Source organism: Halorubrum sp. CGM5_25_10-8B (assembly GCF_005435095.1).
In the GTDB taxonomy this organism is placed as follows: Archaea; Halobacteriota; Halobacteria; order Halobacteriales; family Haloferacaceae; genus Halorubrum; species Halorubrum ezzemoulense.
This window is the reverse complement of the sequence record NZ_SGTY01000001.1, coordinates 287725-305597: the sequence shown is the minus strand read 5'-3', so window position 1 is coordinate 305597 and position 17873 is coordinate 287725. Positions and strand designations below refer to the sequence as shown.

The 17873-nt window shown below is 69.8% G+C and carries 14 protein-coding genes; 11 read left to right on the top strand and 3 right to left on the bottom strand.

What is annotated here, in order from left to right:
- Positions 1 to 50: 50 nt before the first annotated feature.
- The gene (locus EXE51_RS01500) at positions 51 to 1577 is read right to left on the bottom strand and encodes a carboxypeptidase M32 (RefSeq protein WP_094495570.1); all 1527 of its coding nucleotides are present in this window, start codon (positions 1575 to 1577) and stop codon (positions 51 to 53) included.
- A 146-nt stretch (positions 1578 to 1723) separates the two neighbouring features.
- On the opposite strand from EXE51_RS01500, the gene EXE51_RS01495 reads away from it, so the two are divergent.
- From EXE51_RS01495 to EXE51_RS01450, 10 genes are all read left to right on the top strand, one after another.
- A complete protein-coding gene (locus EXE51_RS01495; RefSeq protein WP_049929575.1) occupies positions 1724 to 2770 on the top strand; it encodes a low specificity L-threonine aldolase in 1047 nt (348 codons plus the stop codon).
- A 159-nt stretch (positions 2771 to 2929) separates the two neighbouring features.
- Positions 2930 to 3286, top strand: coding sequence for a DUF2209 family protein (locus EXE51_RS01490; protein ID WP_086215790.1), 357 nt, complete (start codon positions 2930 to 2932; stop codon positions 3284 to 3286).
- Entirely contained in the window at positions 3283 to 4641 is a 1359-nt protein-coding gene (hflX, locus tag EXE51_RS01485; RefSeq protein ID WP_089307656.1) for a GTPase HflX, read from the top strand. The genes EXE51_RS01490 and hflX overlap by 4 nt, the downstream gene beginning before the upstream one ends.
- A gap of 146 nt (positions 4642 to 4787) precedes the next feature.
- Positions 4788 to 6749 (top strand): acetate--CoA ligase, encoded by a 1962-nt coding sequence (gene acs / locus EXE51_RS01480; protein WP_094592527.1) that lies wholly within the window; start codon positions 4788 to 4790, stop codon positions 6747 to 6749.
- 296 nt (positions 6750 to 7045) lie between these two features.
- Positions 7046 to 8839: a bacterio-opsin activator domain-containing protein gene (locus EXE51_RS01475; protein WP_137691916.1), complete on the top strand. Its 1794-nt coding sequence runs from the start codon at positions 7046 to 7048 to the stop codon at positions 8837 to 8839.
- 98 nt (positions 8840 to 8937) lie between these two features.
- A complete protein-coding gene (gene acs, locus EXE51_RS01470) occupies positions 8938 to 10932 on the top strand; it encodes an acetate--CoA ligase (RefSeq protein ID WP_137691915.1) in 1995 nt (664 codons plus the stop codon).
- A gap of 108 nt (positions 10933 to 11040) precedes the next feature.
- Complete coding sequence (locus tag EXE51_RS01465; protein ID WP_137691914.1) at positions 11041 to 11475, top strand: DUF4212 domain-containing protein; 435 nt, start codon at positions 11041 to 11043, stop codon at positions 11473 to 11475.
- Positions 11472 to 13193, top strand: coding sequence for a cation acetate symporter (locus EXE51_RS01460; RefSeq protein ID WP_094495573.1), 1722 nt, complete (start codon positions 11472 to 11474; stop codon positions 13191 to 13193). The genes EXE51_RS01465 and EXE51_RS01460 overlap by 4 nt, the downstream gene beginning before the upstream one ends.
- A complete protein-coding gene (locus tag EXE51_RS01455) occupies positions 13193 to 13654 on the top strand; it encodes a universal stress protein (protein ID WP_086215797.1) in 462 nt (153 codons plus the stop codon). Before EXE51_RS01460 ends, EXE51_RS01455 begins: the two co-directional genes overlap by 1 nt.
- Positions 13655 to 13756: 102 nt before the next feature.
- A complete protein-coding gene (locus tag EXE51_RS01450; RefSeq protein ID WP_049929583.1) occupies positions 13757 to 14032 on the top strand; it encodes a hypothetical protein in 276 nt (91 codons plus the stop codon).
- Between the two features lie 22 nt (positions 14033 to 14054).
- Here the strand turns inward: EXE51_RS01450 and EXE51_RS01445 are convergent, their stop codons facing one another.
- Positions 14055 to 14711 carry an NAD(P)-dependent oxidoreductase gene (locus tag EXE51_RS01445; protein WP_089307663.1) on the bottom strand — a complete coding sequence of 219 codons (657 nt, stop codon included), beginning with the start codon at positions 14709 to 14711 and terminating at the stop codon, positions 14055 to 14057.
- 92 nt (positions 14712 to 14803) lie between these two features.
- On the bottom strand, positions 14804 to 17443 hold the full coding sequence (locus tag EXE51_RS01440; protein WP_137691913.1) for a heavy metal translocating P-type ATPase: 2640 nt from the start codon (positions 17441 to 17443) through the stop codon (positions 14804 to 14806).
- 180 nt (positions 17444 to 17623) lie between these two features.
- Between EXE51_RS01440 and EXE51_RS01435 the strand changes: the two genes are divergently transcribed.
- The gene (locus tag EXE51_RS01435) at positions 17624 to 17818 is read left to right on the top strand and encodes a cold-shock protein (protein ID WP_004045866.1); all 195 of its coding nucleotides are present in this window, start codon (positions 17624 to 17626) and stop codon (positions 17816 to 17818) included.
- Positions 17819 to 17873 lie beyond the last annotated feature (55 nt).

The window sequence follows — 17873 nt, the reverse complement described above, 5'->3', positions numbered from 1 at the left end:
GAGGACCGTCGACGGTGGAAAAAAGCGGGTTCGGAGCGCTCGACGGCGCCTCAGATCCCGTACAGCTCGCCGTACTTCTCGTCGACGTAGTCGAGGAAGGCGTCGGCGGAGAAGTCCTCGCCGGTCGCGCGCACCACCAGTTCGTTCGTCTCGTAGCGGGCGCCGTGCCGGTGGACGTTCTCGCCGAGCCAGTCGCGGAGGTCGCCGAACTCGCCCTCGGCGATCTTCGCGTCGAGGTCGTCGATCTCGGCCTCGGCGGCCTCGAACAGCTGCGCGGCCATCACGGAACCGAGCGAGTAGGTCGGGAAGTAGCCGAAGTTGCCGTGGCTCCAGTGGATGTCCTGGAGACACCCCTCCGCGTCGTTCTCGGGACGGATACCGAGGTACTCCTCGTACTTGTCGTTCCACACTTCGGGCACCTCCTCGACGTCGAGGTCGCCGCGGATCAGGTCGCGCTCGATCTCGAACCGGACGACGATGTGGAGGTGGTAGGTGAGCTCGTCGGCCTCGACGCGGATGAGATTGTCCTCGTACACCTGGTTGAACGCCTCGTAGGCGTCGCGGACCGTCGCGTCCTCGGTCTGCGGGAAGTGCTCCTGAAAGACGGGAAGGAACTCCTGCCAGAACGCCTCGCTCCGGCCGACGTGGTTCTCCCAGAGTCGCGACTGCGACTCGTGGACCGAGAGGTCGCGCGACGTGCCCAGCGGCGTGCCGAAGTGCTCCTGCGGGAGCCCGAGGTTGTACTGCGCGTGGCCGAACTCGTGGATCGTCGAGCCGACCGCGCCGAGCGGGTCGGTCTCGTCGAACCGGGTCGTCACCCGGCAGTCGAACTGGTTCCCGGACGTGAACGGGTGCGAGGAGACGTCGAGACGGCCGCGGTCGAAGTCGTAGCCGACGAGCTCGAGCGCCTCTCGCGAGAGCGACTCCTGCTCGTCCTCGGGGAAGGTCCCCTCGAAGGTGTCGACGGCGAGGTCGACATCGGACGCGCGGATCTCCTCGATCATCGGGACGAGCGCCTCGCGGAGCTCGGTGAGGATCGACTCCGCGCGCTCCATCGAGAGGCACGGCTCGAACTCCTCGAAGAGGACCTCGTAGGGGTCTCGGTCGGGGTCGATGTGCTCCGCGTACTCCCGCTTCAGCTCGACGTGTTTCTCCAGGTACGGCGCGAAGGTCTCGAAGTCGTTCTCGGCCTTCGCCTCCTCCCACGCCTGAAGCGCCTCGGAGCCCGTCTCGGAGATCTCCTCGACGAGTTCGACCGGGACGGCGTCGGCGCGCTCGTACTCGCGGCGGACCTCCCGGACGACCGCGGCCTGCTCGTCCGTGAGGTCGGCGTCGTCGAGTTCGTCGAGCAGTTCGCCCGTCTCGTCGGCGGTGACCATGTCGTGGTGGACCGAGGAGAGCGCCGAGAGCTGCTTCGACCGCGCGGGCGTGCCGCCCTCGGGCATCATCACCTGCTGGTCCCAGCCGAGGACGCCGGAGGCGCTCCCGACCGCGTTCCACCGCTGGACGCGGTCGAGGAGCGCGCCGTAGGCGTCCGGTGCGTCGGCTGCGTCGTCTGTCGCGGCTTCCGTTGCCATACGTCACGGATCGATCCCGGTCAATAAGAAGGGACCGAACGCGGAACCGACCGCGCCGAGCGCGGATCTCCCGCCCCGCGTTCGCTGCGCCGCTCGCTCGCCGAGCGCGGGATATATGCCCGGCGCCGCGGTAGGGCCTACAACAGATGTCCGACGACGAGTTCATCGACCTGCGGTCCGACACCGTCACGACGCCCTCCGAGGAGATGCGCGACGCGGCCGCGACCGCCGAGGTCGGCGACGACGTGTACCGCGACGACCCGACGGTCAACGAGTTAGAGCGCCAGGCCGCCGACGCGGTCGGCACCGAGGCCGCGCTGTACGTCCCCTCTGGGACGATGGCCAACCAGATCGCGGTCCACGCGCACACGGAGCCGGGCCAAGAGCTCCTCTTGGAGCGCGAGTCGCATATCTACCGCTGGGAGCTGGCGGGGGCGGCGAAGCTCTCCGGCGTCCAGACGCGGACGATAGACGCCGGCGAGCGGTGCGTCCCGACCCCCGAGGCGGTCCGCGAGGGGCTCGTCGGCGAGGACCTCCACCGCCCCGGGACCGGTCTCCTCACCGTGGAGAACACCCATAACTACCGCGGCGGGATCGCGGTCCCGGTCGACCGGATCGCGGCCGCGGCCGAGGCCGCCCGCGAGGCCGACGTGCCGGTCCACCTCGACGGCGCGCGTGTCTTCAACGCCGCGGTCGCGCTCGGCGTCGACGCGAGCGAGATCGTCGCCCACGCCGACAGCGTCACGTTCTGTCTCTCGAAGGGGCTCGGCGCCCCGGTCGGCTCGATCCTCGCCGGCGACGAGGCGTTTATCGAGGACGCCCGCCGGGTCCGCAAGCTGTTCGGCGGCGGGATGCGCCAGGCCGGGATGATCGCCGCGCCGGCGCTCCGCGCGCTGGAGAACGTCGACCGCCTCGCGGAGGACCACGCAAACGCGGAGCGGCTCGCGGCCGGCCTCGACGCGCTCGACGGCGTCGACGCGCCCGCGCCGGACACGAATATCGTCGTTGCGGACACCGAGGCGGCCGGCATCCCGGCCGAGTCGCTCTACGCGGCCTGTAAGGACGCCGGCGTCGGCTGCGTCGAGTTCGACGACTACACGACGCGGTTCACGACTCACCTCGACGTCGACGAGGGCGACGTCGACGAGGCGGTCGACCGCGTCGCGGACGTCGTCGACAGCCTCCGGAACTGACCGTGCCGTTCGGGCCGCCGGGCCGCTCTGCGCGGCGACCCACGAAAACGTTCAATTCGACGGCCCACGTACGGCCTCGCATGGACGCACGAGCAGTCGACGCGAACGCGCACGCCGGTCGAACGGTGGTGGACGGTTCCCGCCCCTGAGGTCGTCGGCGTGGACATCAGCGGCCGTCACGAGGAGGACGGCGAGTACCTGATGGTCGCGGCCGCGGTCCACGCGCGGATCGACTCCTCCCGGATCCGCTCCGTGGAAGGGATGGGGTTCGCCGCCGCGCGCGAGGGGCCGACGCTGGAGGCGACCGTCGCGCTCGCCGCCGACGCGGTGGGCGACCTCCCCGCGCCGCCCGACGGTCCGATCGTCGCCGAGGGCGGCGAGTTCTACGAGGAGCCGGCCGACCGCGTCGGACTCAGCTTCCAGCCCGAGTTTAAATACGTCGAGAGCATAGGCGAGCGCGAGACAGTGCAGGCAGCACACCACGCCGCGTACGCGGTCCGGGACCTCCTCCGATGAGCGACGGCGCCGGAGCGGGGGCGGCCGACGCCGACTCAGGAACCGACGGACGCCGAGCGGTCGTCGCCAAACGCGTCGACTCCGGTGCGGCCGACCTCTCCGAGATCCGTCAGTTAGCGGCGGCGGCGGGCTACGACGTGGTCGGCGAACTCACCCAGACCCGGACCGAGGACGCCGCGTTCATGTTCGGCGAGGGGAAGGTTGCGGAGCTGCGAGACCTCGTCCGGCGCGCCGACGCTGACGCGGTGATCATCGACAACGACGTGGGGCCGTACCAGACGTTCAACGTCGGCGGGAAGCTCCCCGAAGGCGTCGAGGTGGTCGACCGATTCACGCTCATCCTCGAGATATTCGGCCAGCGCGCGAACACGCGGAAGGCGCAGCTCCAGGTCGAGCTCGCGGAGCTTCGCTACGAGCTCCCCCGGGCGGAGGCGAAGGCGAGCCTCGCGAAGCGCGACGAGCGCCCCGGGTTCATGGGGCTCGGCGAGTACGACGAGAGCGTCGAGCGCGACATCAAACGACAGATATCCGAGATCCGCGACGAGCTGGCGTCGATCGCGGAGAAGGAGGAGGCGCGCCGCGAGCAGCGCCGCGACTCCGGCTTCGACCTCGTCGCGCTCGCGGGGTACACCAACGCCGGGAAGTCGACGCTGATGCGCCGGCTCGCGGACGAGCTGGCGGTCGACGAGAACGCCGAGCGTCACCGCGACCTCGACACCACCGCGGAGTCGCAGGACATGCTGTTCACGACGCTCGGGACCACGACGCGCCGGGCCGAGATGGAGAAGCGCGACGTGCTGCTGACGGACACGGTGGGGTTCATCGCGGACCTCCCCCACTGGCTCGTGGAGTCGTTCGAGTCGACGCTCGACTCGGTGTACCGCGCCGACCTCGTCCTTCTCGTCGTCGACGCGAGCGAGCCGGTCGAGGCCATGCGCGAGAAGCTCGTCACGAGCCACGACACCCTCTACGAGCGCAACGAGGCCCCGGTCGTCACCGTGTTCAACAAGATCGACCGGCTGGAGCCGGGAGCGCTCGCCGACAAGCGCGCCGCGCTCTCCGGCGTCGCGCCCGACCCGATCGCCGTCTCGGCGAAGACGGGCGCCGGGGTCGCCGAACTCCGCGACCGGGTCGAGGACGAACTTCCCGACTGGGAGCGCGAGCGGCTCGTCCTCCCGGTCTCCGACGAGGCGATGAGCCTCGTCTCGTGGGTCCACGACCACGGGTACGTCGCCGAGGAGACGTACGCGGGCGACCAGGTGACCGTCGACTTCGAGGCGAAGCCCTCCATAGTCGCCCGCGCCCGGGCGAAGGCTGCCGAGATGGCGGCGGCGCCCGCCGAAGAGTCGGCCTGACCGCCGCGGGTCGGGCGCTCGCCGAAGACCGTCCGACCGCCGCCCGGCCCCGCGCAGACCGCTCCGGCCGGACCGTCCTGCCCGGACCATTTCGCCCGGCGAGCGGTCGGACAAAGTATACGTTCCTCCGCGGGCCATCACGTGGTATGGACGACTCCGGTGGCGGGGGGCGGCTGACAGACGGCGACGAGGACGTCGTCCCGCCGCCGGCCGACTTCCTGGAGCGAGCCGCCGCCGATGACCCGGGTGTGTACGAGCGGTTCGAGCGGGAGGGGCCTGACGCGTGGCGCGCGGCGGCCGACCTCCTGACGTGGGACCGCGAGTACGAGACGGTCCTCGACGACTCCGAGCCGCCGTTCTACGAGTGGTTCCCGGACGGGCGGCTCAACGCCGCGGCGAACTGCGTCGACCGCCACCTCGACGACCGCCGGAACCAGCTCGCGATCCGGTGGTTCGGCAAGCGCGGCGAGCGCCGGTCGTACACCTACCTCGACCTCCACCGCGAGGTGAACGCGGTCGCGGCCGGGCTCCGCGACCTCGGCGTCGAGGAGGACGACGTGGTCACGCTGTACCTGCCGATGGTCCCGGAGCTACCGATCGCGATGCTGGCGTGCGCTCGCATCGGCGCGCCGCACAACGTCGTCTTCGCGGGGCTGTCCGCGGAGGCGCTCGCGACCCGGATCGACGCGGCCGACTCCGAGTACCTGATCACCTGCGACGGCTACTACCGCCGCGAGGACGCGTTCAACCAGAAATCGAAGGCGGACAACGCCCGGATCCGCGCCGAGAGCGAGCTGTCGGCCGCCGTCGTCGTCGACCGCCTCGGCGACGAGCTGGCCGTCTCGCTCGGCGACGACGAACACGAATACGGCGCGCTCGTCGACGCGCACGACGGCGAGACCGTCGAGCCGGTCGCCCGGGACGCGACGGATCTGCTGTTCGTGATGTACACCTCGGGCACGACCGGCCGGCCGAAGGGGGTCGAGCACGCGACGGGCGGCTACCTCGCGCACGTCGCGTGGACGACGCGGAAGGTCTTGGACGTGCGCCCGGACGACACCTACTGGTGCGCCGCCGACATCGGCTGGATCACCGGGCACTCCTACGGGGTGTACGGCCCCCTCGCGACCGGGACGACCACGGTGCTGTACGAGGGATCGCCCGACTACCCCGACCGCGACCGCGTCTGGGACCTGATCGAGCGCAACGCGGTGAGCGTCTTCTACACCTCACCGACCGCGATCCGGTCGTTCATGAAGTGGGGCGCGGAGTACCCCGAGTCGCACGACCTCTCGTCGATCCGCCTGCTCGGGACGGTCGGCGAGTCGATCACGCCGAAGGCGTGGCGCTGGTACCGCGAGCACGTCGGCGGCGGCGACGCGCCGGTCGTCGACACGTGGTGGCAGACTGAGACCGGGGCCATCGCGCTTGCCACCCTCCCCGGGATAACCCCCATGAAACCGGGGAAGGTCGGCCCGCCGCTGCCCGGAATCGACGCCCGCGTCGTCGACGAGGACGGCGAGCCGGTCGATCCCGGCGAGTCCGGGTACCTCACGCTCGCGTCGCCGTGGCCCGGAATGTTGCGCGGGCTCCGGGAGGGCGACGAGCGCTACCTCCGGGAGTACTGGCTCAGGGGCGAGGACGGCTGGCGCTACCGGACCGGCGACGGCGCGACCGTCGACGAGGACGGCTACGTCACGATCCTCGGTCGCGTCGACGACGTGATCAACGTCCGCGCCCAGCGGTTCAACACCGGGGAGCTGGAGGCGGCCATCGTCGACGCCGACGGCGTGACCGAGGCCGCCGTCGTCGGCGACGGCGACGGCCGCATCGTGGCGTACGTGACGACGAAGAGCGGCGTCGAGCCCGACGAGGGGCTCCGCGACGCCGTCGCCGACCGGCTGGCGGGGGCGGTCGGCGACGTGGCCCGCCCGGACCGGATCGTGTTCACCCCGGAACTCCCGAAGACGCGTTCCGGGAAGATCATGCGACGGTTGCTGGAAGACATCGCCCGCGGCGAGGAGTTCGGCGACGTGAGCGCGCTCCGGAACCCGGAGGTCGTGGGCGAGATCGAGTCGACCGTCAGAGACGAGAACAGCCGGCCGTAGCTTCGGTCGCCGCCACCCGCCCGCGACGCTGGCGAACGTTCCGCACCGGTCGACTTCCGTCTGCTGCCACCGACCGTACAGCCCCTTTTGCCGCGTCGGCGTGTCGGGATGTCGGGGCGGGATCGCGTTGGCGAGGGTGCGGGCGGAAGTATTTCGGGAATGCGAGCAGATGCGAAGTACTTCTCCGGAACATCGTTTCCGAACGGTGGAATCTCGCCACGACGCGGTAGCTCAGGGACCGAGATCCGCGTTTCCGGAACAGTTTTGTTTCGGCTTCTTGTTGGTTCCCGAAACGAATGGTCGACGGACTCGACGCGGACGCCTACGACGCGCTCGTCACCGCCGCGGAGACGTATCGAGCGGCGCTCGTCGTCAGGCTGGCGGGCGAGGCCGGCCTCCGGACGGAGGAGATAACCCGCGTCGCCCCGCGACACCTCCACGAGGCGGAGTCGGGCGCCGGCGCGCGGCTCCTCGCGGTACCGGCGGCCGAGGACCGCGAGCGTGAGGACGGAGACGGGGCGCCGCCGGCCGACATCGACGAGCAGATCGACCGCGAGACCGTCGTTCCGGCCTCGTTGGCCGCCGACCTCGACCGGTACGCGACGAGCGAGGGGCTCGGCGCGGACGACCCGTACGTCGACGTCTCGCCCCGCCGGGTCCAGATGATCGTGCGCGAGACGGCGGCGCGAGCGGCGAATCGCACCGACGCCGCCCCCGAGGAGCGGGTCACGCCGAGCGCCCTCCGGAAGACGTTCGCCAGACGGCACCTCGTCGACCGAGATGTCGACCCGCGCGCCGTCCGCGACGCCGGCGGCTGGGAGTCGCTCGGCACGCTCGACCCGTACCTCGACCCGCTCGACGGGGAGGCGCTGGCGGCCGCCCTCGCCGTCGACGCCGGCGCCGACGCCGACGCCACCGTCGGGCGGACCGGGACGACCGTCCTCCCGGGGTTCGAGGCGCTCACTGAGTCCGGGCCGTCAGACCCCGTCGCCGCCGTCGCCGCCGGGCTGACCGAGGCGGACCGCTGGACAGAGGCGTGGTTCGCCCGTCGGGCGGTCGGGGGCGAGCGGGTCGAGATCGCCGCGACCGCGGGCGTCGACCGGGCGACGCTCGCGGAGCGCGACGTGTCCGCGCGGGGCCCGTGGCAGGACGCGATAGCCGACGAGGCGCCGGTCTCGACCGACGGCCGACAGGAGACCGGCGGCCGGCCCGCGGTCGCGGTGCCGGCGGCCTACGAGGGCGCGGTCCACGGCGCGCTCTGCGTCGTCGCCGCCGCCGCAGACCCGGTCGACGACGCGGAGACGCGTTCGCTCGCGGTCCTCGGACGCTGCCTCGGTCGGCTGATCACCGCGGACCGGTGGCGGGAGCTGCTCCACTCCGACGCGGTCACCGAGGTCGAGTTCCACGCGACCGACGACGGCGCGTTCCTCGCCCGGGCGAGCGAGCGGCTGGACTGCCGGATCGAACTGGCCTCGACCGTCGACGTCGACGACGAGGTCTCCCGGGCGTACCTCTCCGTCGACGGGGCCGGTCCGCAGGAGTTCGCGACCGTCGTCGAGGAAGTCAGGGGCGTCTCCGACTTCCGCGTGATCGAGACCCGGGAGGACGGGTGTTCGGCGTCGGTGCGCCTCGCGGGCGGGTCGCTCGTCAGGGCGCTCATCGACCACGGGGCGACGGTGCGCGACGCGTCGGCCGCAGACGGGCGGGTCCGCGTCGTCGCCGACTTCCCGGAGGGAACGAACGTCAGGCCCGTCGCCGACGGGCTCCGCGACCGGTTCGCGGGCGTCAGGCTGGCGAGCAAGGAGTCGGTCGCGCGCTCGCCGCGCACGGAGTCGGCGCTGCGGGACGGGATTGCCGACCGGTTCACCGACCGCCAGTGGGCCGCGCTGTCGGCGGCGTACCACGGCGGGTACTTCGACTGGCCGCGCGGCAGCACGGCCGAGGAAGTCGCCGACGCGATGGACGTCTCCTCCCCGACGTTCCACAACCACCTCCGAAAGGCCCAGCGCGCCCTGCTCGACGGCGTCTTCGAGGAGGACGGAGATCGGGCCTCCCGCGAGGACGGGAGGATCGTCGGCGCCGACGAGTAGGGGCCGTCGAGCAGGGCGCCTCGCCGGGGTATCCATCACGATTTTTCGTATTTAGCGTCAGCGTTTATATGGTGATATTGGTTGGATACGACCGTACCATGACAGAGGGAGACGGCCAACTGGAAGCGAGATTAGCGGAGCAAGAGGTGTTCGAGCCGTCGGAGTCGTTCGTCGAGCAGGCGAACGTCTCCGACCCGGAGATATACGAGGAGTTCGAGGAGAACTGGCCGGAGTGTTGGGAGACGGCCGCCGACCTGCTGGAGTGGGAAACCGACTACGACCGGGTGCTCGACGACGACGACCCGCCGTTCTACGAGTGGTTCACCGGCGGCGAGCTGAACGCGTCGGCGAACTGCCTCGACCGACACCTCAACGACCGCGGCGACGAGGTCGCCATCGAGTGGGTCGGCGAGCCCGTCGACGAGGACGACCGCTCGTACACCTACGAGGAGCTCCACCGCGAGGTGAACGAGTTCGCCGCCGCCCTTCGGGAGCAGGGCGTCGAGGAGGACGACGTGGTCACGATGTACATGCCGATGATCCCGGAGCTGCCGATCGCGATGCTGGCGTGCGCTCGCATCGGCGCGCCCCACAGCGTCGTGTTCGCCGGGTTCTCGGCCGACGCGCTCGCGACGCGGATGAACGCCGCGGAGTCGGAGTACCTCGTCACCTGCGACGGCTACTACCGCCGCGGCGACCCGCTCGACCACCTCGACAAGGCGAACGAGGGGCTCGCGGGCGTCGACCATGACACCACGACCGTCGTCGTCGACCGGCTCGGGCCGAACGGCGACGACTTCGGTCACGACCTCAGCGGCGACCAGCTCGACTACGGCGACCTCGTCGCGGCCCACGAGGGCGCCGAGGTCGAGCCCGTCACCCGGGACGCCGAGGACATGCTGTTCCTGATGTACACCTCGGGAACCACCGGGAAGCCGAAGGGCGTGAAACACACGACCGGCGGGTACCTCTCGTGGGTGTCGTGGACCTCGCAGTCCGTCCTCGACATCAAGCCGGATGACACGTACTTCTGCTCGGCCGACATCGGGTGGATCACCGGTCACTCCTACATCGTCTACGGGCCGCTCTCGCTCGGCACGACGACGATGATGTACGAGGGGACGCCCGATCACCCCGAGCAGGACCGGCTCTGGGAGATCGTCGAGGAGTACGAGGCGACCCAGCTGTACACGGCGCCCACGGCGATCCGCGCGTTCATGAAGTGGGGCGCGGAGTACCCCGACCGTCACGACCTCTCCTCGCTGCGCCTGCTCGGCACGGTCGGCGAGCCGATTAACCCGCGCGCGTGGAAGTGGTACTACCAGCACATCGGGGACGAGGAGTGCCCGATCGTGGACACGTGGTGGCAGACCGAGACCGGCGGGATGATGGTGACCACGCTGCCCGGCGTCAAGGACATGAAGCCCGGCGCCGCGGGACCGCCGCTGCCGGGGCTCGACGTTCAGATACTCGACACGCTCGGCGAGGAGGTCGAGCCCGGGAAGGCGGGGTACCTCACGGTACAGAAGCCGTGGCCCGGCATGCTCCGGACGCTGTACAACAACGACGAGCGCTACATCGAGGAGTACTGGGCGGAGTACTCCGACACCGACAGCGACGACCCCGACGACTGGGTGTACTTCCCGGAGGACGGGGCGAAGATCGACGAGGACGGCTACATTACCGTCCTCGGCCGCGTGGACGACGTGCTCAACGTCTCCGGCCACCGGCTGGGGACGATGGAGATCGAGTCCGCCATCGTCGGGGTCGAAGGGGTGGCGGAGGCGGCCGTCGTCGGCGGCAATCACGACATCAAGGGCGAAGCGGTGTACGCCTACGTGACGACCGAGGACGGCTACGAGGGCGACGACGAGCTCCGCGACGCGATCGTCGCGGGCGTCGAAGACGCCATCGGCCCGATCGCCCGGCCCGAGCAGGTCGTGTTCACGCCCGACCTGCCGAAGACCCGATCCGGGAAGATCATGCGCCGCCTGCTGGAGAACATCGCCGACGGCAAGGAGCTCGGGAACACGAGCACGCTTCGGAACCCCGAGATCGTCGAGGAGATCCAGCAGAAGGCCGACGCCGAGTAGCGCTCGGCGCACCGTTTTCGATCCGTCTCAGCCACGACCACGACGGACGACGCGACGGCAACTATCACGAAAAACTCAGATAAACAAACTCGCGACTCACGCCAAAACATGACAGATAATACCTCACGCGAACGGGACGACGCGGCCACCGACGGGGGCGTCGCCTCTGCCGGAGCCGCACAGACGCACAGGGACACCGACTACCTCAGCGAAGAGGTGAACCTGCTGAAACCGAGCACCGCGTACATGCGGGACCATCTCAGGATCGTCTGGGCCGGGTTCATCGTCTGGGCGCTCGCCGTCTTCGGCCCGGTGACACTGACGATGCTCGCTCCGGGGCCGATGACGACGACGACGGTACCGGTGCTCGGGTTCCCCCTCCACTACTTCCTCGTCGCCTTCGGAGCGCCGACGAGCGCCCTCGTCTTGGCGGCCGTCTACGCCCGTCAGCGCGACAAGTTGGACGATAAGTACGGCATCGAACACACCGCCGCGGAGCCCGCGGACTCCGGGAGCGTCGACGACGGGGGGCAGCAGGGATGATGGCCCCGCTTCAAGCTGAGGCGCTCGACATCTCGTTCAAGCTCCTCCCGGCGATCATCGTCTTCCTGATGATGGCCTCGTTCCTCGTCATCGGGTTCGTGTTCAAGGTGGCGGACGCCGAGGGCATGTGGGTCGCCGGCCGGGGTATCGGCAACATCGAGAACGGGATGGCGATCGGCGCCAACTGGATGTCGGCCGCCTCGTATCTCGGCCTCGCGGGGCTAGTCGCGCTGTCCGGATTCTACGGGCTGGCGTTCATCGTCGGCTGGACCACCGGGTACTTCGTCCTGCTCATCTTCCTCGCGGCGCAAATGCGCCGGTTCGGGAAGTACACTGCGCCGGACTTCGTCGCGGACCGGTTCAACTCCCCGATGGCACGCGCGCTGGCCGCGTTCACCACGCTGCTCATCGCGTACGTCTACTCCGTGGGCCAGGCCCGCGGGATGGGGCTCGTCGGCCAGTACGTCTTCGGGCTCGACATCGTCCCGATGATCGTCGTGATGATGACCATAACGGTCGGGTACCTCGCGCTCTCCGGAATGCTGGGCGCGACGAAGAACATGGCCGTCCAGTACGTTATCCTCATCATCGCGTTCCTCGCGGGCGTCTACGTCGTCGGCTTCTCACAGGGCTACTCCACCATACTCCCGCAGATCGAGTACGGCACCCTGTTCAGCGAACTCAGCCGGCAGTTCTCCGAACCGTTCATCGGCGGGAACAGCTACTACCTCTGGGTCGCGACGGCGTTCTCGCTCATCGTCGGGACCTGCGGACTCCCGCACGTCTTGGTCCGGTTCTACACGGTCAAAAACGAGCGCACGGCCCGGTGGTCGACGGTCTCGGGGCTGTTCTTCATCATGCTCCTGTACTGGGCCGCGCCGGCGATGGCCGCCTTCGGCGTCGACCTGTTCGCCGCGGTCAACAACCTCTCCCCGGACGCCGTCTACAGCGGTCAACAGGCGATGTCCGGCGCGGAAGGGGACGTTATCGTCGTGCTGGCCGCCCAGTTCGCGAGCCTGCCGCGCTGGTTCGTCGGCCTCGTCGCCGCCGGCGGGATGGCCGCGGCCATCGCGACGACCGCCGGACTGTTCATCACGGCCTCTTCGGCCGTCGCACACGACATTTACTCGGAGCTCATCAACCCCGACGCGACCCAGCGCCAGCAGGTGCTCATCGGGCGGGCGACCATCATCGGCATCGGCGCCCTGGTCACCGTCACCGCGTTCAACCCGCCGGCGCTCATCGGTGAACTCGTCGCCTACGCGTTCTCGCTCGCCGGCACCGTGCTGTTCCCGATGTTCTTCCTCGGGCTCTGGTGGGAGAACACCAACCGCCAGGGGGCCTTGGCCGGGATGTCCGTCGGTCTCCTGCTGTGGATCACTTCGATCATCAACAGCGTCCTGCCCGCCTACCTGGGCTTCCTCGCCGACATCGCCGGTGGCTCCGGACAGGCGATCGTCCCGATCTACGCCCAGTACGTCCCGCCGATCGGCGCTGCTTTAATCGGAACGCCGCTCGTGTTCCTCGTCACGATTGTCGTCTCGATGGCGACGCCGGAACCGCCACTGGAGACCAAGCGGATGGTGCGCCAGTGTCACAGTCCCGAACCGATGGGGCAACAGCAGACCGCCGAGGACGTGGTCGCCGACGGCGGTGAAGACGTCGCGACGGACGGTGGTCGCGCAGTTGACGACGAGACGACGGAGGAGGAGCGATAATGTACGACCGCATCCTCGTTCCCACCGACGGCAGCGACGTCGCGGAGGCAGCGGTCGACCACGCCCTCGACCTCGCGGAGAAGTACGACGCCGAGGTCCACGCGCTGTACGTCGTCGACATCGACTCCGTGAACATCAGCCTCGGGACCGAACAGGTGGACCGAATCAAGCAGGGTCGGTTCGACGAGATGGACGAGCTGAAAGAACAGGCCGAAGCGGCGACCGGCGTCGTCGCCGACCGTGGCGCCGAGCGCGACGTCGACGTCGTCGAACACGTCGCGGGCGGGCGACCCCACAAGGTGATCGCCGACTACGCCGAGAATCACGATATCGACATCATCGTGATGGGGAGCCACGGCCGCGCGGGCGTCCGCCGCGCCCTGCTCGGCAGCGTCACGGAGCGTACCCTGCGCTCGACGCACGTCCCCGTCCTCGTCGTCGACTACCTCGACGAGGACTGAACCCCGAGGTTCGGTTCCTCGCCGACGGACGGATCGACTCGCCGCGCGGTCGACGCCGCGCGATTCCGCAACACCGACGTATCCCCCTCAGCCACTCACCATATGCCCGACTCGGACGCCGCGGAGACGCCGGACGACGAGCCGACCGACCCGAGCGTCGCCGACCGCGCCCGGCACGTACTCAGCGAGAACGGCACCGGAATGTTACAGGACCTGCTGTTCGCGCTCGTGTGGGTCGGGCTCGCGTCGTCGCTGTACAACGTCGCCTTCTCGGCGGCCCCGCAGTGGGTGCTGTACATGTTCATGCTCGCGGGGATCCCCGCCTACTTCGGCTTCTTCATCTCGCTGGAGATCGCCAAAGAGCAGAGCGCGCGCTAACGCGCCCGATTACTCTCGCCGTTCACCCGGCGAGTTCGCGAATATCACCGACGTCGAGTAACCGCTCGTCCGGATCCAGCGCGGCGCGGTACGTCGCCCGCGCGACCGTGTCCACGGAGAGCGGCCGCGACTCGCCGAGCCGGGACGCGATCGGCCGCGCGCTCGCGACGAACCGGAGGAGGCGGTCGACCACGCCGGGAACGTGCGGCTGTCCCTCCCCGTACACCGGTCCCGGTCGGAGGGTGACGGCGTCGAGGTCGAGGTCGGCGATCCCGGTCTCGGCGCGTCGCTTGGCCGTCAGGAAGGCGTTCCGGACGCCGGGCGGCTTCCCGGCCGCGGAGAGGAAGACGAACGCGTCGACGCCGGCCCGCTCCGCCTCCAGCGCCGCGAGGAGGGCCGCGTCGCCGTTGACGCGCTCGAAGGTCACGCCGTCGGTCGGCGCCTCGGTGAGGGTCCCGACGGCGTGAACCACGGCGTCGACGCCGTCGAGGCGATCGCGCCACGCGTTCGGCCGGAAGAGGTCGGCGCTCGTCCACGAGACGTCGTCGACCCAGTCGGCGGCGAGGTCCGGGCGGCCGCCCCGCGAGACGCTGCGGACCTCGTGGCCGTCGCGGACCGCGAACCGACAGACGCCGCGTCCGATGAACCCGCTGCCGCCGACGACGAGGAGGGTGGACATGCGCCGTCGTACGCTCCGCGCCGTCTTGGGACTTCGGGACGGCGAGCCGAGAGAGTCGGGGAGAGAGCCCGACGAGGGACCGTCGGTGGCGTTCAGCGCCGCAGGAACCCGAGGAGCGCGTAGTCTCCGTCGGGATCGTACCGGCGGAAGGCGAGGCTGTTCGTCAGCACCGACACCGACGAGAACGCCATCGCCCCGGCCGCGAGGGCGGGCTGGAGCAGCCCGAGCGACGCGAGCGGGATCATCGCGGTGTTGTAGCCGAGCGCCCACACGAGGTTCTGTTTGATCTTCCGGAGCGTCGCGTCGGAGACGCGGATCGCCTTCACCACGTCGAGCGGGTCGTCGCGCATCAGCGTCACGTCGGCGGCCTCGATCGCCACGTCGGTCCCGGAGCCGATCGCGGTGCCGACGTACGCGACCGCCAGCGCGGGGGCGTCGTTGACGCCGTCGCCGACCATCATCGCCCGACGGCCGTCGCTCTGGATCGCCTCGACCGCGTCGGACTTGTCCTCGGGGAGGACGCCGGCGCGGACGTTCTCGGGGTCGATGCCGACCTGCTCTGCGACCGCGCGGGCCGTGCGCTCGTTGTCGCCCGTGATCATCATCACGTCGACCCCGCGCTCGCGGAGCTGGCTCACCGCGTCCTTTGCGCTCGGTTTCACCGTGTCCGCGTCGGCGACGACGCCGAGGAGCTCCCCGTCGTCCGCGCCGGCGGGGACCCGCGCGACGAGCATCGCCGTCTTCCCCTCGCGTTCGAGCCGCTCCATCGCGTCCGCCGCGGGCGAGGGGTCGATCCCGGCGTCGCGCAGCAGCTTCCGGTTGCCGACGAGTACCTCGTCGCCGTCGACGGTGGCTCTGACTCCGTGCCCCGGGACGTTCTCGAACGACTCGGGCTCGCCGAGGTCGAGGCCGCGCGCCTCGGCACCGTCGACGATCGCCCGGGCGAGGGGGTGTTCGCTGCCGCGTTCGGCGCTAGCGGCGAGCCGGAGGATCTCGTCTTCGGCCGTCGCCGTCGCGTCGTCCGTCGCCGCCGCGTCGCCGCGCTCGGCGACCGCGCCGCCGTCGGGGACCTCACCGGTCGCGACCACGTCGGTGAGCTCCATCTCGCCCGCCGTGAGCGTTCCCGTCTTGTCGAACACGACCGTGTCGACGTCTTTCGCGCGTTCGAGGACGTCGCCGCCCTTGAACAGGACGCCGTTCCGCGCCCCGATGGTGGTCCCGACCATCGTCGCGGCCGGGGTCGCGAGCCCGAGCGCGCAGGGACACGCGATGAGCACCGACGAGGCGAACACGACGACGGCGAACTCGAACACCGAGATGGTCCCGCCGGTCGAACCGGGTCCGCCCGCGACCTGCCCCCACAGCGGGAGCGAGTCGACGAAGCCCGCGAGCGCCTCGGGGAAGAGGAACCAGACGACGCCCCAGAACAGCGCGTTCGCGATGACCGCGGGCACGAAGTACGCGGAGATCCGGTCCGCGAGGTTCTGGATGTCGGGCTGGCGGGACTGCGCCTCCTTCACCGTCTGAACGATCTGCTGGAGCGCGGTGTCCGCGCCGACCTTCGTCGCCTCGACGACGAGGAGGCCGTTCTCGTTTATCGTCGAGCCGACGACCTCGTCGCCCTCGCCCTTCTCGACCGGGACGGACTCCCCGGTCACCATCGACTCGTCGACCGCGGACTGTCCCTCGACGACGACGCCGTCGGTCGGGATCTGCTCGCCGGGGCGGACCTTCATCCGGTCGCCGACCGCGACCTCGTCGATCGGGACCTCGCGCTCGGTCCCGTCCTCGTCGACGAGGGTCGCGGTGTCGGCCTCCATCTCCAGGAGCTTCCGCAGCGCGTCGCCGGCCTGTCCCTTCGAGCGGGCTTCGAGGTAGTTGCCGAGCGTGATGAAGACGAGGATCAGCGCCGCCGTGTCGAAGTAGACGCTCCCGGCGACCAGATCGAGGAGGACGGCGACGGAGTAAACGTACGCCGTCGACGACCCCAGCGCGATCAGCACGTCCATGTTGGCGCGGCCGTTCGTGACGAGCGCCTTGTACGAGTTCCTGTAGAACGGCCGCCCGAGCACCAGCTGGACCGGCGTCGCGAGCGCGAACTGGACCCAGCCGATCTTGACGCCGAGGACCCGCTCCGGGACGACGGCGCCCCCGAGGAGGAGCTTGTCGGCCATGAAGAACAGCAGCGGCGCGGCCAGAGCGGCGCCGAACAGCGTCAGCCGAAGCTGCTTTCTGATCTCCGCGTTCCGAGCCGCGTCGCGCGCGCTCTCGCCGGAGTCGCCGTCCTCCCCCTCGCCGTTCGAGTCCTCGTCCTCGCGGACCGGCGAGTAGCCCGCGTCCTCGACGGCGTCGTACAGCGCCGCCCGCGAGGTCTCGGCGGGGTTGTATCGGACCTGCGCCTCGTCCGTCGCGTAGTTCACGTCGGCGTCGACGACGCCGGGTACGGACTCGAGGGCGTCGCGGTTGGCGTCCGCGCAGTTCGCGCACGACATGTCGGTGATGGCGACGGTCGCCGTCTCCGAGACCGCCCCGTAGCCCGCGTCCTCGATCGCGTCGTAGATCGCCGCGAGCGACGTCGCCTCCGGGTCGTACTCGACGCTCGCCTCGTCGGTCGCGTAGTTCGCGTCCGCCCGCGAGACGCCGTCCAGCGACTCGACGGCGTCGCCGACCGCCGCCGAGCAGTTGGCGCAGCTCATCCCCGTGATGTCGAGGTGGGTCGTTCTAGCACTCATCTTGGGTACTACTACGGGATACTCCCTTAGTGCGTTTTCCCATTCGAAACCAAAGCCTGACAAGAGAGAAAATTTAGAATCCGAAGCTACCGGAGGGTTTCGCCCGAACTCGACCCTATTTCCTCCCCACGAACGCGGCACACAACACTTATCACCTCGTCGGGCGACAGTTGATCCGCGATGGCGACAGGCAAGGTCGACTTCTTCAACGACACCGGCGGCTACGGATTCATCGAGACTGACGACGCTGACGAGGACGTGTTCTTCCACATGGAAGACGTCGGCGGCCCGGACCTCGAGGAGGGACAGGAGGTAGAGTTCGAGATCGAGGAGGCGGACAAGGGTCCGCGCGCGACGAACCTCACTCGGCTGTAACTCGTCCGGCGGCATCCGCTACCGGCGAACTCGGACAGCTCTCGAAACGCGTTCC

Excerpts from the sequence above, each read along its gene's own strand:
- EXE51_RS01500 (WP_094495570.1), bottom strand. The coding sequence starts at position 1,577 with ATGGCAACGGAAGCCGCGACAGACGACGCAGCCGACGCACCGGACGCC.
- EXE51_RS01465 (WP_137691914.1), top strand. The coding sequence starts at position 11,041 with ATGACAGATAATACCTCACGCGAACGGGACGACGCGGCCACCGACGGG.
- EXE51_RS01450 (WP_049929583.1), top strand. The coding sequence starts at position 13,757 with ATGCCCGACTCGGACGCCGCGGAGACGCCGGACGACGAGCCGACCGAC.
- EXE51_RS01445 (WP_089307663.1), bottom strand. The coding sequence starts at position 14,711 with ATGTCCACCCTCCTCGTCGTCGGCGGCAGCGGGTTCATCGGACGCGGC.
- EXE51_RS01475 (WP_137691916.1), top strand. The coding sequence starts at position 7,046 with ATGGTCGACGGACTCGACGCGGACGCCTACGACGCGCTCGTCACCGCC.
- EXE51_RS01455 (WP_086215797.1), top strand. The coding sequence starts at position 13,193 with ATGTACGACCGCATCCTCGTTCCCACCGACGGCAGCGACGTCGCGGAG.
- EXE51_RS01460 (WP_094495573.1), top strand. The coding sequence starts at position 11,472 with ATGATGGCCCCGCTTCAAGCTGAGGCGCTCGACATCTCGTTCAAGCTC.
- EXE51_RS01435 (WP_004045866.1), top strand. The coding sequence starts at position 17,624 with ATGGCGACAGGCAAGGTCGACTTCTTCAACGACACCGGCGGCTACGGA.
- hflX (WP_089307656.1), top strand. The coding sequence starts at position 3,283 with ATGAGCGACGGCGCCGGAGCGGGGGCGGCCGACGCCGACTCAGGAACC.
- acs (WP_137691915.1), top strand. The coding sequence starts at position 8,938 with ATGACAGAGGGAGACGGCCAACTGGAAGCGAGATTAGCGGAGCAAGAG.
- acs (WP_094592527.1), top strand. The coding sequence starts at position 4,788 with ATGGACGACTCCGGTGGCGGGGGGCGGCTGACAGACGGCGACGAGGAC.
- EXE51_RS01440 (WP_137691913.1), bottom strand. The coding sequence starts at position 17,443 with ATGAGTGCTAGAACGACCCACCTCGACATCACGGGGATGAGCTGCGCC.
- EXE51_RS01495 (WP_049929575.1), top strand. The coding sequence starts at position 1,724 with ATGTCCGACGACGAGTTCATCGACCTGCGGTCCGACACCGTCACGACG.